Source organism: Geminicoccaceae bacterium, from assembly GCA_020638465.1.
GTDB lineage: Bacteria > Pseudomonadota > Alphaproteobacteria > Geminicoccales > Geminicoccaceae > JAGREO01.
In genome coordinates, this window is record JACKIM010000001.1 from 656937 (window position 1) to 672233 (window position 15297).

The 15297-nt window shown below is 59.5% G+C and carries 14 protein-coding genes and 4 pseudogenes; 10 read left to right on the plus strand and 8 right to left on the minus strand.

Translation table 11 applies throughout. The annotated features are described in order from the left end of the window. Positions 1-168 precede the first annotated feature (168 nt). Both H6851_03165 and H6851_03170 read right to left on the minus strand, forming a co-directional pair. Positions 169-471: pseudogene (locus tag H6851_03165) on the minus strand (ParB N-terminal domain-containing protein). 70 nt (positions 472-541) lie between these two features. Then, positions 542-2042 (minus strand): annotated as a pseudogene (locus H6851_03170) (recombinase family protein). A gap of 267 nt (positions 2043-2309) precedes the next feature. Here H6851_03170 and H6851_03175 point away from each other — a divergent pair. The 3 genes and pseudogenes from H6851_03175 (at position 2310) to H6851_03185 (ending at position 4387) form a co-directional block, all read left to right on the plus strand. After that, complete coding sequence (locus H6851_03175) at positions 2310-2822, plus strand: transcriptional activator RfaH (protein MCB9942611.1); 513 nt, start codon at positions 2310-2312, stop codon at positions 2820-2822. Positions 2823-2864: 42 nt separating this feature from the next. Then, positions 2865-3849: pseudogene (gene galE / locus H6851_03180) on the plus strand (UDP-glucose 4-epimerase GalE). Positions 3850-3931: 82 nt separating this feature from the next. Then, a pseudogene (locus H6851_03185) lies at positions 3932-4387 on the plus strand (NTP transferase domain-containing protein). Between the two features lie 13 nt (positions 4388-4400). Here H6851_03185 and H6851_03190 read toward each other — a convergent pair. The 3 genes from H6851_03190 to H6851_03200 all read right to left on the minus strand — a co-directional run bounded on the left by H6851_03190 (position 4401) and on the right by H6851_03200 (position 6324). After that, positions 4401-4727 (minus strand): IS1 family transposase, encoded by a 327-nt coding sequence (locus tag H6851_03190; protein ID MCB9942612.1) that lies wholly within the window; start codon positions 4725-4727, stop codon positions 4401-4403. After that, complete coding sequence (locus tag H6851_03195) at positions 4664-4960, minus strand: IS1 family transposase (GenBank protein ID MCB9942613.1); 297 nt, start codon at positions 4958-4960, stop codon at positions 4664-4666. The genes H6851_03190 and H6851_03195 overlap by 64 nt, the downstream gene beginning before the upstream one ends. Before the next feature lie 383 nt (positions 4961-5343). After that, positions 5344-6324 (minus strand): IS21 family transposase, encoded by a 981-nt coding sequence (locus H6851_03200; GenBank protein ID MCB9942614.1) that lies wholly within the window; start codon positions 6322-6324, stop codon positions 5344-5346. Positions 6325-6959: 635 nt separating this feature from the next. Between H6851_03200 and H6851_03205 the strand changes: the two genes are divergently transcribed. Continuing rightward, entirely contained in the window at positions 6960-7265 is a 306-nt protein-coding gene (locus H6851_03205) for a hypothetical protein (protein MCB9942615.1), read from the plus strand. A 3-nt stretch (positions 7266-7268) separates the two neighbouring features. Here the strand turns inward: H6851_03205 and mobC are convergent, their stop codons facing one another. Beyond that, positions 7269-7562 (minus strand): plasmid mobilization relaxosome protein MobC, encoded by a 294-nt coding sequence (mobC, locus tag H6851_03210; GenBank protein ID MCB9942616.1) that lies wholly within the window; start codon positions 7560-7562, stop codon positions 7269-7271. A 599-nt stretch (positions 7563-8161) separates the two neighbouring features. Here mobC and H6851_03215 point away from each other — a divergent pair. Both H6851_03215 and H6851_03220 read left to right on the plus strand, forming a co-directional pair. Continuing rightward, the gene (locus H6851_03215) at positions 8162-8863 is read left to right on the plus strand and encodes an arginyltransferase (protein MCB9942617.1); all 702 of its coding nucleotides are present in this window, start codon (positions 8162-8164) and stop codon (positions 8861-8863) included. 119 nt (positions 8864-8982) lie between these two features. Continuing rightward, positions 8983-9858 (plus strand): hypothetical protein, encoded by an 876-nt coding sequence (locus H6851_03220; GenBank protein ID MCB9942618.1) that lies wholly within the window; start codon positions 8983-8985, stop codon positions 9856-9858. Between the two features lie 43 nt (positions 9859-9901). On the opposite strand, the gene H6851_03225 is transcribed toward H6851_03220, so the two are convergent. Then, positions 9902-10354, minus strand: coding sequence for a YcgN family cysteine cluster protein (locus H6851_03225; GenBank protein ID MCB9942619.1), 453 nt, complete (start codon positions 10352-10354; stop codon positions 9902-9904). A 230-nt stretch (positions 10355-10584) separates the two neighbouring features. Between H6851_03225 and H6851_03230 the strand changes: the two genes are divergently transcribed. From H6851_03230 to H6851_03245, 4 genes are all read left to right on the plus strand, one after another. Next, positions 10585-11583, plus strand: a complete 999-nt coding sequence (locus H6851_03230; GenBank protein ID MCB9942620.1) for an oxidoreductase — start codon at positions 10585-10587, stop codon at positions 11581-11583. Between the two features lie 247 nt (positions 11584-11830). Next, positions 11831-12301 carry an acetyl-CoA carboxylase biotin carboxyl carrier protein gene (accB, locus tag H6851_03235; GenBank protein ID MCB9942621.1) on the plus strand — a complete coding sequence of 157 codons (471 nt, stop codon included), beginning with the start codon at positions 11831-11833 and terminating at the stop codon, positions 12299-12301. Between the two features lie 5 nt (positions 12302-12306). Continuing rightward, positions 12307-13656, plus strand: coding sequence for an acetyl-CoA carboxylase biotin carboxylase subunit (gene accC / locus H6851_03240; GenBank protein MCB9942622.1), 1350 nt, complete (start codon positions 12307-12309; stop codon positions 13654-13656). A gap of 56 nt (positions 13657-13712) precedes the next feature. After that, a complete protein-coding gene (locus H6851_03245; GenBank protein MCB9942623.1) occupies positions 13713-14432 on the plus strand; it encodes a leucyl/phenylalanyl-tRNA--protein transferase in 720 nt (239 codons plus the stop codon). Positions 14433-14796: 364 nt separating this feature from the next. Here H6851_03245 and mlaD read toward each other — a convergent pair whose 3' ends face one another. Next, positions 14797-15249, minus strand: a complete 453-nt coding sequence (mlaD, locus tag H6851_03250; GenBank protein ID MCB9942624.1) for an outer membrane lipid asymmetry maintenance protein MlaD — start codon at positions 15247-15249, stop codon at positions 14797-14799. Positions 15250-15297: the final 48 nt, after the last annotated feature.

Here is a 15297-nt window from a genome sequence, read left to right on the forward strand (position 1 = left end):
CACCGCTTCGATCAGGCGCTCTTCGCCCTTTTCCAGCAGAAAGACGATGTCCCGCACATATTTTTCCGACAAGCCCGTGCGGGAGATGATGTCGTCGATTGTGTAATCCCGCGCCAGCAAAAGCTCGATGTCGGCCAGGATCTCCAGCGGGCGGTGACCTCGGCGGGCGATGTTTTCGGCCAGCGACATGATGAAGGCGTCTTCATCGGTCACGTTGACCACCAGCGCCGGGATGTGGCTTTCGCCGAGCAGGCGGAAGGCGTTCAATCGGCCTTCGCCGCAGACCAGCAAATAGGCGGGCGCCCCATCGGCGCCTTCGCGCTCTGTCACTGTAATCGGCTTTTTCAGGCCAATGGAGCGGATGTTTTCGACGATCTCCTCGAAGATCTTCATGTTGCGGTCCCGCGAATTCAGGACCTCAATCCGGTCGATGGGGACGAGCGTGACGCTCTCCGGTGTGTCAGTCATCATGGGTGTGGTTTCCTTCTTTGATGCGATTGTTCATGTTTTGTACTGGCGTTGATTTCCATAAACCCGCTCCTCATCCCCATTTCCGGCGAATGCCGACCCGCTCAGCCATGCCGTAGAAGAACCCGAGGTCCTCGAACCGGAAAGCCTCGAAGGCGATGCTGGTGCGGCTGCAGAGGCGGATTTCCTGCCGGGGCAGGTCGAGCCAAGGCAGGAGATAGTAATCAAGCTCCTCGCGGTTGTCGGGATCGAGCCGCACGGCCAGCGTGACGTCGGCCTGGTAGCGCATCGGGTCAAACCGGATCCGCCAACGCAGCCGCCCGTCGTTCTGTGGTTGGCAACGGGCTAGGACGAGGCTGACGACCATCTCGTCGTTGATGGTCAGCAGATCGGTCTTGGGATCGCGCGCCACCGTGCCGCCCACCTCTGCGATCGCGGCCTCGGTGCGCGCTATGATCTCCGGGTGCATCCCGCGCAGGCGTTTGTTCAGCGCAATGCGCTCTTGGTCCCGATCCGAGCGATAGCCAATCATTTCATAAGCCCGCGCCAGCGAGCCGAACCGGTTGCGATATGCCGATGACGAGGGCATATCCGGCGTCTGGTCGATCAGCACACCCGAAAGCTGGCCTGCGTCCGCATAAAGCCGTTTCAGGTGATCCAATAACTCCTCATCTGACAGGCGTGCCCGACCGCGCGGTGATGACCTCCTGCGCGGTCAGAAAAAACTCGAGTGGCACGATCCCCTCGAACGCGCCTTCCTTGCGCACCCACATGTCGGGTGGGTTTTCCACATGCAGTTTCTTCAGCTTGAAGGAGGAGCGGTTGTAGACGTTGTTGCCGATGTATTTCTCATTGGTGAGGACCGTGCGCACTGTGCCGGAATTCCATGGGCGGTCCAGATCTGTGGTCACGCCTTCCTCATTCAGGCGGTCGGCGATCTCGCGAAAGGACAGGTCCTCCTCGATCAGCCAGCGATACATTTTGTTAACCCAGGCCACTTCTTCGTCGGGACCTGGCATCAGTATGAAGCGGTCGGTCTGTAGCGATTTATGCTCGCAGCGTTTCAACTCGCCCTTGATCTCGCCGCGCTCATTCACAAGCACTCGGCGCAGACCGAACCCGGCTGCGCCGCCTTGGCGGAACCCCAGCTCGATCAGGCGGCACTGCCCCGTGAAGACCTTGACCGAAAGCTCGCGGCTGTATTCCCCGGCCATAGCGCGTTTGACGCCTTTGACGATGGTCGAGACTGGCGAGCCATCGTTCTCGAACTGCTCGGCGCAATAGGCGACGTTGATGCCGGCGCGCTTACAGATGTATTCGTAATAGGCGCTCTCGTCTGCGTCCTGGAACCGGCCCCAGCGGCTGACGTCATAGACCAGAATCACGTTGAAGTCGGCTGCGCCGGATTCCACATCCGCGATCAGCTGCTGCAGCGCCGCGCGCCCGCCGATGGAAAGGCCGCTCTTGCCGTCATCGGCATAGGTCTTGATGATCTCGATGCCGCGCTTTTCGGCATATTCGCGGATCTTGTCGGACTGGTTGTGCGTTGAATACTGCTGGTGCTCCGTCGACATGCGCACATATTGCGCCGCCCGAAACTCGGTAATCTCGCCACTCCCGTCCAACTCAGCCTCCGATCCGTCTCCACGTTGGTCGGACGTTTGCGTGGGTGGCAAAACGTATCAAGCTGATAGTGCTGGATTATCCCATTATATCAATGCTCTGAGGGTCAGGTGCGCCATGACCTTCATTAAAATATCACACACCTTCCGGAAAAGCTGACTTGCATCTGTTCAAGTTCGAGCGATATGTGGGCGGTAGAGTTTTAATAAGGTTGCAAGATGACATTCCACGATCGCGGCACAAGCTGGTTTTTGGCGCAGCTGAAGCCGAACTGTGTCAACATCGCGGACAAGAACCTCAAGCGCCAAGGCTTCAGAACTTTCCTGCCCTTGGAGGAGGAGACGCGCCAGCGTAACGGCAAATTCGTCACTGCCATGCGACCACTGTTTCCCGGCTACATCTTTGTGGCCTTCGATGTGGCGCGCGGGTTCTGGCGCACCGTAAACTCGACCTATGGCATCACACGGCTGATGAGCTTCGGCAAGGAGCCGACGGCCGTGCCGCTGGATCTGGTCTCCCAGCTGATGCTGCGCTGCGACGCGAAGGGCAAATTGCTGCCGCCAAAGCTTTTGAAGCCCGGCGATCAGGTGACCCTGACCAAGGGACCGTTTGCCAATTTCGTGGCGGAGGTCGAAAAGATCGCGCCGGATCGGCGCGTCTGGGTCCTGATGGAAATTATGGGCGGTCAGACCCGTGTGGCCGTCGGTGCCGATCAGTTGCGGTCGGTTTGAAACCGGATATTTCTCAAGCGCGTATTTGAGGGGACAAATTACATGAAACATGCCTTGGTCACGGGCGGCGCGGGCTACATTGGCTCTCATGCCTGCAAACTGCTGGCGCGCCAGGGTTATATTCCGGTGACGTTCGACAGCCTTGTCACAGGCTGGGCCAGTGCGGTGAAGTTTGGCCCCTTCGTACAGGGCGATCTGCTTGATCGTGACGCGCTGGGTGCGGTGTTTGCCAAATACCAGCCCGTCGCGGTGATGCATTTCGCGACTCTGAGCCAGGTAGGTGAGGCAACACGCGAACCGGGGCGCTATTGGCGCAATAATGTGCTGGGCTCTCTCAACCTGGTCGAGGCCATGGTGGCGGCGGGCTGCAAGCACATGGTGTTTTCTTCGACCTGTGCCACCTACGGCGACCAAGATGGCGTTGTACTCGATGAACAGAGCGCCCAGATGCCGCTCAACGCCTATGGCGCCTCAAAACGCGCAGTCGAGGAAATACTGCGAGATTTTGGCGTGAGCCACGGTTTTTGAGGCGGTGGTGTTTCGATATTTCAACGTTGCAGGCGCCGACGTTGAAGCAGAAGTCGGCGAGTGGCACCAACCCGAAACGCACCTGATCCCAGTGATGATCGAGGCTGCCGCTGGTAAGCGGGACGTCCTGACCATTTATGGCACGGACTATCCAACGCCGGACGGCACATGCGTGCGTGATTACGTCCATGTGATGGATTTGGTCGATGCCCACATCAAAGGCGTCGAATGGCTGCTCGAAGGCAAAGGCAGCCGGGTGTTTAACTTGGGAACAGGCACCGGCTTCTCCGTCAAAGAAGTGATTTCCGAATGTAAGGCAGCGACTGGCCACGACGTCCCACACAGCTTTGGCCCGCGCAGAGCGGGCGATGCTGCGGCGCTGGTATCTGGTAGCAGGCGCGCGGCCGTGGAATTGGGCTGGTCGCCCGACCGCTCGACGCTGCAGCACATGATCGCCGATGCCTGGCGCTGGTATCAAACCGGCGGTTATTCTGGGTAGCGCTCAGGTTCCCGGCGTAATTCACCGAAATCACCATCCCGCATTTTCAACACAAGACGACGTTCAGAAAGTCTCCCCCAATATGAAACCCGTTCGCAAAGCTGTATTTCCCGTTGCCGGTTTCGGCACCCGGTTCTTGCCGGCAACCAAAGCCATGCCGAAAGAGCTTTTGCCGATCGTCGACAAGCCGCTCATCCAATATGCGGCCGAGGAAGCAATCGCGGCGGGGATAGATACGCTGATCTTTGTGACGGGGCGCAACAAGCGGGCGATCGAAGATCATTTCGACAGCAACCAGGAACTGGAAGCCACACTGCGGTCCAAGGGCAAGACGGACCAAGCCGACATGGTACGCAACATCCTTCCACAGGGCGTCGAATGCATCTTTGTGCGCCAGCCAGAGCAGCTGGGTTTGGGCCATGCCGTTCTCTGCGCCGAGCGCGCGGTGGGCAATGACCCATTCGCGGTTCTCCTAGCCGACGACTTCCTGACCTATGATGGGGCGGGCGTGACCGCCGATCTGGTCAAAGGATACGAGGCCTCGGGATTTGCTAACCAAATAGCTTTTTATTATGCGCCTGCATGAAGAGCAGCGCGGAGAGGTAGGCCATGCGCAGGCATTTGGTGGTACATCGTGTTTTGCGGCGGAATCGGGCGAGATGATGACGGACGTTGGCGTTGAGGCTTTCGAGCCGTTGCGTGTGCATCTTGCCGGTGAAATGGGCGCCTTTCGGCAGCACGGCCGCGTAGGCGGCGAGATCGTCGGTGAAGGTGATCCGACCTTGAGCCTGGGGAAACGATTTGAGAAAGCCCTTCAGGTCGTCGGCGCTTCGTCCGCCCACATGAACGCCGAGGATGCATCTTGTGAGATAACACATCGATATCCACAGCCAGCATTCGTTTTTTTTGCATGAACGAAGTGCCACATCTCGTCGATCATCGCGATCTTCGGCGGCGGACCGGGCCTGCGCATCCGCTCGACCTCCTCGCCAAAAGCCCGGATCCACTTGAGAACGGCGACATTCGAAACACCCAGAACCCGCCCGATCGCGCGAAAGCCCATGCCCTCGAGATAGAGCTGCAACGCCCGACGTCTGATCCCGTCTCCCATCCCGTGCCTCGTACTGCGCGTATATTTGCAGCCGCACGACTTGCACAACCAACGCTGAACCTCACCGATAAACCCCGCCTTCGTCCGGACCTCCGAACCGCATTTCGGACAATGCATCATATTCTCCCGCTCAGCCACTCTACGCGAGATGTAGCAAAAAATCAGCCGAAAGGCTATAATGTTAGCAAATCCTGATCGAGCGCTCGGGCATCGGGATTGCTGGAAAGTTCCTTGAAGGCTGTCGCCATGCCGGCGAAGCCGAGAATATCGAGCTGGGTCAGGGTGGCCCTCCGCAGCCTCCTGGCTGCGTTCCTTTCAGGAATCGGATCGATCGTCTCCTGACGATCGATGATTGAGCATGGTTCTCCTCTCTTGGTGATAGCTCAGTGGAAATATCCGGGGCCACGGATGTTGGCGTGCTGCAGCAAGGGCAGCTCCGGCTCGGGTTCGGGGGCTTGCCGATCGAGGTGATTTTTGAGGATTGAGGCGACCGAGGTGTAGGATAGCCCGCCGATGATGAGAGCTCGTCCGCAAGCTGCCTCGAGCCGGTTCTCGCCATGCGCCTTGGCCAGCCTGAGAATGCCGATGCAGGCGCGGAAGCCCTGTTCTGGGTGCGGTTTGCGCTCGAGAATCAGCTCGACCAGCGTACCGGTGTCATGGCCGACGCGGTGGGCATCGCTACATAACTTCTCGTGCGTCCAGCCGGCATAGCGTCGGTGTGAACTTGGCATGTGCTCGGCGATTGTCGTGTGCCGGCGTTCCTGGCGGGAGCGCATATGGCAGGCGACGCGCTTGCCGCGATGGAAAATTTCGACCGTCCGCGCGGTGATCCGCGCACTGACCTCCTGCTTGAGAAGCTGGTGCGGGACCGAATAGTAATGCTTGCCGATCTCGACGTGATAATCGAGGGCGACCCGGCATTCCTTCCATTCGGCGTATTCGCAAGGCTCGGTCGGCAGCAGCTGCAGGGCCGGCTTGTCGAGTTCCTCGAACAGCTCCTGGCGGCTCTTGCCCAGATGCCTGGAGTGCCGCCGGTTCAGCTCATCGACCAGTTCACGGATGGCGACATTGAGAGCCGCCAGGCTATGGAACAGGCGGTTCCGGAGTTTGGCTAAAACCCAGCGTTCGACCAGCTGGACAGCCACCTCGACCTTGGCTTTGTCCTTCGGCTTCCTCGGACGAGCCGGGAGGATGGCGGTGCCGTAATGGCTTGCCAGATCGGCATAGGAGCGGTTGATCTGCGGCTCGAACCGGCTGGCCTTGCCGATGGCACTCTTGAGATTGTCCGGCACCACCAGCTTGGGCACGCCGCCGAAAAATTCGAAGGCCCGCCGGTGACTGCCGAGCCAGTTCAGGCCCGAAATGCCCGCACAAGCCCTGGGGCAACGGCGCTGTCACCGTTCGCCCGTCCGGCGTCATCCAGCGCTCCTGGCGATAGCGGATCACCCGGCTCTCCAGCCGCAGATCCTGCACGACAAAATCCTCATACCCCTTGAACCGCGAGCCGGGCGGCGCCTCAACCCCGAGCTTCTGCTCCTCGCTCACCACAGGAACCCGCCGGCTGGCCTTCGACGAACCACCCCGCTTGCCCTTGCCGCCTCGCTTGCCTGTGGCCGTCGATGTTCCGGCCTTCGCTGCCATCCCCGACGGTTTGATCTTCGGCCGCCCTTTCAGCCCCTTGAGCCGGGCAATCTCATCCCGCAATGCTGCATTCTCCGCCTCCAGCAAAGCGACGCGCTCCAGCAGCGCCGCAACCAAATCGCGGAGATCATCAAGGCCGAGTGTGGCGAGGTTGGTGGCATTGGGCTTGGACATAACAAACTTGAATCACGTCCCATCGCTCTTGGGAATCGAGAACATATTCTTATTCCATGCGCGCAGATCAAGCCTCAAAAATCCAGTCCGCCCGGACTTTTGCACCGGTTACGATCTTCGTCAGCAAGCTGTTGAAAATGTTGAATTTGGTTTTCGCCGGTGGTGGATTTTCGTCGAAAAACATGTGGGCACACGAATTGACGTTTTCTGGCTTTTCGAGGCGGTCAAACATGCTATTGTCGTGGGCATGTACTTGCGAACGACCAGGCGGCGGAACAGGGATGGCAGCGAGGTGTGCTACTACGCGCTCGCCGAGAACCACCGCCATCCGGAAAAGGGCCATGTCGAAGCCCGGGTGGTGCATAGCTTCGGCCGGGCCGACAAGCTGGACCGGGCGGTGCTCGAGCGGCTGGTGGCCAGCATCCGCCGGGTTCTGGTGGAGGAGAGCGGCGGGCCGGCGGTCGAGGGCCGCCGCGCTGTGAGCCCTTGAGAATCATGGCCGGTCATCGACCGTCCGGCCGAGCGCGTGCAGCAGCGTCCTCCGCAATCCCACGATATAGGCGTAGGCCTCCTCGATCTGCCGGTGCACGGCCTCGTCGACGGCAAGTGTGCCGGTGTTGGCCTGATAGGCAAGCTGGTTGAGGTTGTTGGCGATCCGCGACTGGCCGAGCATGGCCAGCGCCTGAGCGAGCTCTGTCTCGCCTGCCACCGGCCGCCGGTCGCGCGGCCTGCGCCGCATACTCCCGCCACCGAACACACATTCGCGGACAAACGCGCTGACGGTCATCCCGGCGCTCATCCGTTCCAGCCTTGCAGCCTCCTCGTCGGTCAGCCGCAGCGTGATCCGCACCGAACCACGTCCCCGGCCGGACCGGTAATTGTGTGCAGCCGTGGCGAACGGGTGAGCGGCCCCAGACAAATATTCTGCCGGGCCACTCATAGCGACGGCCCTCGCGGTACGAGGGTGGAAACAGTCGCAGGAGGCCGGTCAGAACCGGTCTGGATGTCTTGGGATGTTGGCTCGTCGGTGGAATCTTGTACAAGGGTGTCGAAGTCGATGTTTTCGGACTTGAGGTAGGCTTCCCACTCGGTCAATGTGTCAAAAAGGGAGTTCGAGGTTGGTCCCCAAACGTCCACCATCATTGGATTTTGCTCCATACCCCCCCCCCTAACACTTTGAAAGACAAGATGGTTTTTGGGGGTTCCAAGCCCATGTTCGCGACTGTAGGCGATGCCATATCCATGCGAATAGGTCGATGTTCGAGCAGGTATTGCGCTTGCATATCCGCGATAGTACATAAACCTCTTGGTTGATAATACTGTCAGCGACCATCCAGTCGAGAGCAAAGCTTGAGCGATCCTCACGCGCCCATCCGCCCCTTCTACATGACCCTGCCGTCGCCCTGCCCCTACCTGCCGGGCCAGACCGAGCAACGCGTCGTGGCGGAAATGCGCCGCCGGGGTGACGACGAGGTCTTCAACCACCTGAGCGAGGCAGGTTTCCGGCGCAGCATGGGATGGCTCTACCGCCCGGCATGCCCGACATGCCAGGCATGTGTCCCGGTACGCATACCGGCAGCATCCTTCAACTGGACAAGAAATTTCCGCAAGATCGTCAACCGCAACAACGATGTGACATGGAGCGAAGGGCCCGCCACCTACGATGCGGAACATTTCGCCCTGTTCAGACGTTATATAGCCAGTCGTCATGGCGATGGCGGCATGGCTTCCATGGGTGAAGCCGAATATCGCGAAATGTTGGAAAACGCACCATCCAATACCGTACTGGTCAGTTTTCGCGACAGCGAGAACCGTCTGGTTGCGGCAAGTATCACCGATCGCATGCGCAATGGACTTTCCGGCGTGTACAAATATTTCGATCCTGACGAAGAACGTCGCTCTTTAGGTACATATGCGATTTTGTGGCATGTTCGGCGTTGCATCGAGCTTGAGGTCGACCATGTATATCTTGGTTATTGGATCGCCAATTGCCGCAAGATGTCCTACAAGACCCGGTTTCGACCACTGGAGAGGATGAGTCGCGAGGGATGGGTGTCATTCGAGTCTGAAGACGAGGCAGGCTCATAGTCAATTCCCGCAAATAATATCCGAATACGCCGCTGCACAGTTGAATCATTAGCCATGCCGTGACGGCCAAGCTAATGAGATCACGCGTTTTTCGATCCACAGGAGAGGAGACACGGACCATGCATTTCGAACGAAAGCAGATTCTCGGCCCAGCCGTGGCCATCATGATGACAGCGAGCCCCATGGCTCTTTTGGCACAGACCGCAACCGACACGTCGGCCGCCGGGACTGATGCCAGCACGCTGGTCAAGAAGCCAGGCATTGCCGAATCTGCTGCCGGGGCTGCTGACAGCGCCACGAATGCCGTCAATGATGCCGTGAACTCGACGACCGAGGCGGCAGGCAGTGCTGCCGACGCGGCCCAGAATGCGGCTTCGGACGCCGTCGATGCCACCAAGGATGCCGTCAGTGACGCGGCTGATGCAGCTTCCGATACGGCCGACAGCGCAACCGGTGTCGCTTCCGATGCCGCAACGGCGGCAAGCGACACTGCCTCCGATGCCGTCGACGCCACCAAGGATGCTGCCAGCGACGCGGCTGATGCAGCTTCCGATGCGGTGGACAGCGCAACCGACGCCGCTTCCGATGCCGCAACGGCGGCAAGCGACACTGCCTCCGATGCCGTCGACGCCACCAAGGATGCTGCCAGCGACGCGGCTGATGCAGCTTCCGACGCGGTGGACAGCGCGACCGGTGCCGCTTCCGATGCCGCAACGGCGGCAAGTGATACTGCCTCCGATGCCGTCGACGCCACCAAGGATGCTGCCAGCGATACCGCGGATGCAGCTTCCGATACGGCCGACAGCGCTGCCGACACGGCATCCGATGCCGTTGACACAGCGACCGAAGCCGCGACCGATGCGGCGGAAGCGACCAAGGAAGCAGCAAGCGACGCCGCTGCTGCCGTCAGCGATACGGCCAGTGATGCCGCCGAGGCGACCGGAAACTTCTTCGAACGCTGGTGGAGCTGGATCAAGCAGACGGTCGGCTTCTGATGACACGGAGCGTCGTCCCGGTCTTGCCTGACGGGAAGATGCCCTAATCCCCTTCGAGGACCGGCCAATCGACCAGCCGGTCCTCGAATTCCTCTTCGCCGATTGCATTTTCCGCAAACGATCTGCCGCGAATGCTTTTTCCGGCTTTCAGGACCAGGCTGGCATCTTTCGATATGAGGTGGTGCCAGGCCGGCAGCTCCCGGCCTTCATGGAGCCGCCTGTAGGCGCAGCTGGTTGGCATCATCCATAGATCATCGATGCTTTCAGGACCAAGAATTACACAAGACGGGACTTCCTTCGCACGTCGATCATAAGCCGTGCAACGGCAAGTATTCTCATTGAGCATCCTGCAATGAAGATCGGTGTAGAAGACTTCTGCGGTATCCTCATCCTCGAGCTTGACGAGACAGCATTTGGCACACCCGTCGCAGACCCGTTCCCACTCGTCATGGGTCATCTCTTCAAGACGTTTGTCTTCCCAGAAACATCCTGCCATAAAGTTGATCTCCATCTGAACAAGACGAGCCCGGAAAGCTGTTCGTCGGACGACCGGTCGCACCTGTAGGCTTGACCCGTTCCTGCATTACAAGCATGATTCCCGGGATTCCTGCTGTGGTTCTCGACAGAAAACCGGTCGGGTGAACTCTTCCCTATCCCGTCTGCCCCTTTCATAGAGATCACCGCGACAGTATCCAACATGCCCAACGATGTCATATGGAGCTCCACATGAGCGAGCAATTTTTGGCGGTCGTGCTTCATGAGATCGAAGGAAAGACCGTCGCATCGATCGAATCCCCGACGGTTGATGACCTGCCCGATGGCGATGTTCTCGTTGCAGTTGAATGGTCGACACTCAACTACAAGGACGGATTGGCCATTACCGGTGCCGGAAAGATCGTCCGTCACTTCCCCTTCGTGCCGGGCATCGATTTCGCCGGCCGGGTTCTCCGGTCCTCTTCGCCCGATTTCGAAGAGGGCGATGGGGTATTGCTCACCGGCTATGGCGTCGGTGAACGACATTGGGGCGGGCTGGCACAGATGGCACGCGTGAAAGGTGAATGGCTGGTCAAGCTGCCCGGAGACATGACCGGACGCCAGGCCATGGCCATCGGTACGGCCGGTTTTACTGCCATGCTCGCTGTCCGCGCACTGGAACATCAGGGCGTCACCCCGGATCGTGGCGAAGTCGTGGTGACCGGTGCTGCCGGCGGTGTGGGCAGCATATCACTGCCGCTGCTCGCCAGAAAGGGGTATCGCGCCGTTGCCTCCACCGGCCGCACGAGCCTCGAAGACTATCTCCGGAAGCTCGGCGCTACCCGCGTCGTCGATCGCAGCGAGTTCACCTCGCAGACGAAAGCGCCACTGGCTTCCGCACATTGGGCCGGAGCGATCGACACGGTCGGTGCGGAAACGCTCGCAGGCCTGCTCAAGAGCATGCAATATCACGGTGCCGTTGCCGCCTGTGGCCTTGCAGGAGGCGCGTCACTGCCTGCCACCGTGTTTCCGTTCCTCCTGCGTGGCGTGAGACTGATCGGTATCGACTCTGTCTATTGTCCCATGGAAGAGCGACAGGCGGCATGGCAGGAATTGCACAAGGACCTCGACCCCGACCTTCTTGAGACCATGGTCACCGAGATTGCCCTTGATGACGTCCCCCGATGGGCGCCCAGGTTCCTCAAGGGTGAGGTCCGTGGACGCCTGCTGGTGAGGACCGGAGCGGCCTGATCCCCGCGTTGACGCCAAAATGCGACAATCACCCGGGAAAAACCGGGTAAAATGTTGCATTGCCGAAGCGATGCCTTGCCGCTCCTTCGTACGTGATATAGAAGCGCCGGGAGTCAACTCCACGGGAACATGAGTGTCCCTGCCATCCGCTGTAGCGGTGATTTTCCTCGCTGCGGGGAAGGGCACTGTATCGTGAGCGGACGCGGATTTCGCCAGACGGTCACTGTTCCTCAAGCCAGGGCAAAGCATGGCCAAGCTCGATATCGACGCCGAATATGTTGCGAAGCTCGCGGAGCTTCTCCAGCGTACAGGCCTGACGGAAATTGAAATCACCGAGGGCGATGCTCGCATACGCGTGGCCAAGAAGATCAAGCAGACGGTCGAATATGCGAGCCCTCCCCAGACCGGTGCCGTCGCCATGCCTGTCGCCGCGCCTGCGACCCCATCGGCTGCTTCCGACGAGTCGGCGCGCAATGCCGACCATCCCGGCATGATCAAGTCCCCGATGGTCGGTACGGTCTATCTGGCTCCCGATCCGTCGTCGCCATCCTTCGTCTCGATCGGGGAAGATGTGCGCGAGGGCCAGACTCTGCTCATCATCGAAGCCATGAAGGTGATGAATTCGATCCGCGCCCCGCGCAGCGGCAAGGTCATCAAGGTTTTCGTCGAGAATGCGACACCTGTCGAATTCGGCGAACCGCTCCTTATCATTGAGTAGAGACCTTGTTTAAGAAGGTTCTGATCGCCAATCGCGGAGAGATTGCCCTTCGGGTCCTTCGGGCCTGCAGGGAAATGGGCATCTCGACGGTCGCCGTTCATTCGACGGCCGATCACAGCGCCATGCATGTGCGGCTTGCGGACGAAAGCGTCTGCATCGGCCCGCCATCGGCTCGCGAATCCTATCTCAACATTCAGTCGATCCTGGCGGCGGCGGAAATCACGGGCGCCGATGCCATTCATCCCGGCTATGGCTTTCTCGCGGAAAACGCCGACTTCGCCCAGATGGTCGTCGAGCACGGATTTACATTCATCGGCCCGGATCCGCGCCATATCCGCATGATGGGTGACAAGATCGAGGCGAAAAGCACGGTCAAATCGCTCAACCTGCCAGCCGTGCCCGGTTCGGACGGGCCGATTTCCAGCGAGGCCGAAGCCATCGAAGCCGTCCGCAACATCGGCTATCCGCTGCTGATCAAGGCGGTGGCAGGCGGTGGCGGACGCGGCATGACCATCGTGCGTCAGGAAAGCGATTTTCGCGACGCGCTACGCATGGCCCGCCACGAGGCTGGAAACGCGTTTGGCGATGATCGCGTCTACATGGAGCGTTTCCTCGATCAGCCCCGCCACATCGAGTTTCAGGTGATGGGGGACCGACATGGCAACGTCGTACATCTGGGCGAACGCGATTGTTCGCTCCAGCGTCGTCACCAGAAGCTTGTCGAGGAAGCCGGCTCACCGGTGATCGATGTCGCGACCCGCGAGCGCATGGGTGCTCAGGTGGTCGAGGCCATGAAGAAGCTTGGCTATGTCGGCGCGGGAACCATCGAGTTTCTTTACCAGAATGGTGAATTCTTCTTCATCGAGATGAATACACGTATCCAGGTGGAACACCCCGTCACCGAACTGGTTACGGGAGTCGACCTGATCCGGGAACAGATCCGGGTGGCCGCCGGCGAGGAACTGAGCCTTCGCCAGGATCGGCTGCGGTTTCGCGGCCACGCCATCGAATGCCGGATCAACGCCGAGGATGTGCGTACGCTCATGCCCACTCCGGGCCAGGTGACAACCTTCCATCCTCCGGGCGGTCCCGGTGTACGGGTCGATTCCGCAATTTACAGTGGCTACACTGTGCCTCCATATTATGACAGCCTGATTGCCAAGCTCATCGTTCACGATCTCGATCGCGAGCGCTGCCTTGCCCGTCTTGAGCGCAGCCTTGCCGAATTTGTCATTGATGGCATACCATCCAGCATTCCTTTGCAGCGGGCAATTTTGCGCACTGGCGATATGCATGAAGGGCGCTACGATACCGGTTGGTTGGGGCGCTTTCTGGAAAGCTGGGACGGAAACTGAACGTTTCCACCAGAAGCTCAACTGACCCCAACGGTTGAGCACGGGAAGACTTTTCAATGAAGGTAATGACACCGGAGCTGGTGCTGAGTGCCTATTCGATCGGGCTTTTCCCGATGGCCAACGACCGTGACGATCCCACGATCCACTGGATTGATCCCATTCGCCGTGGCATCATTCCGCTCAATCGCTTCCATGTTTCCCGCAGCCTTACAAAGACAATCCGCCGGCAGCGTTTTGAAACACGGGTCAATTCGGCCTTTACCGACGTCATTCGCGCATGTGCCGAGACGACCCGGGAGCGGCCGCGTACCTGGCTCAACGACGAAATGATCGGCATATACGAGGAACTTGCCGAACGTGGCAGCGCCCATTCCGTCGAAAGCTGGCAGAATGACCGACTTGTTGGCGGGCTTTACGGCCTTGCGATTGGAGGAGTGTTCTTCGGCGAGAGCATGTTCAGCCGCGAACGCGATGCCAGCAAGGTGGCTCTGGTCGAACTTGTGGCGAGACTGCGGGCAGCCGGTTTTGTCCTTCTCGATACGCAGTTCGTGACATCCCACCTCAAGACCTTCGGTGCCATCGAAATCAGCAGGCAGGCCTATCGCATGCGGCTGCAGCGCGCGATGGGCGTGCGGGCACGCTTCCCGCGAGCCCCCTATTCCTTTGCCTTGGGTCCGACAGGTGTCGGCTCCGGCGTATCCGGACGGTTTGGAACCTCGGGCTCGGAGGAACCTGCAACCGGCTCGGCGGCACAACCGATCACCCAGACGTCATAGACCGGATGTTCAAGAGCCGAGATGGCGGGGTTGGAAGCAAACATCCACCCCGAAAAGGCCATATCATCCTGCGCCTCTTCACGATCCGTAGCCCTGATCTCGAGGAATGCCGCAGCTTCGGGCGGCTCCGTTGGCGGAGTTTCGAGGCAGGCGCGAGGCCGGATGGCCAGCGTGCCGAAGGTGGCCTCCTGACCGATATTGATGGCAATGACCGAAACTCGGGCCGTCACCTTGTCGAGCGCCTGCAGACGAACCGCAGGCCGTTCAATCGAAGGGGCAGCGGAAGCCGTCGCGGTCACACCTGCCAGCACGAACGCAGATGCGAGCCCAATCGAGAATTTGGACAATAAGCGAAAAAAAACCCTCATCGACTGCCATTGGCCTGGGAGAAGATCATTTGACCGATAAGGTCTTCGAGATTGACGGAGTTCTGCGTCAAGGTGACTTCTTCCCCATCCTTCAGCATGATGTCTTCAGCGCCGGGTACCAGTGCGAGATATTTGCCACCGAGAAGCCCCGAACTCGTGATCGCGGCTGAACTGTCGATCGGCAGTTCGATGGAACTTTCCACACTGAATGAAACGACCGCGCGATAGGATGCAGGATCGAGTGTCTGGGACAGAATCTTGCCGACCTTGATACCACTCACGCGCACATCGCTGCCGATATCCAGACCGTCGATCCGGTCGAATTTCGCAACCAGTGAATATCCACCGGGATCACCGACATTGCTGCGCGAATAGGCCCAGGTCAAAAAGCCGCCCGCAACGATGATGACGACAGCTCCAAGGATGGTCTCGACAATATTGCGCGACATTCCATTCTCCATAGTGACCACTGTAATACGGTCGGCGAAGACACCGAT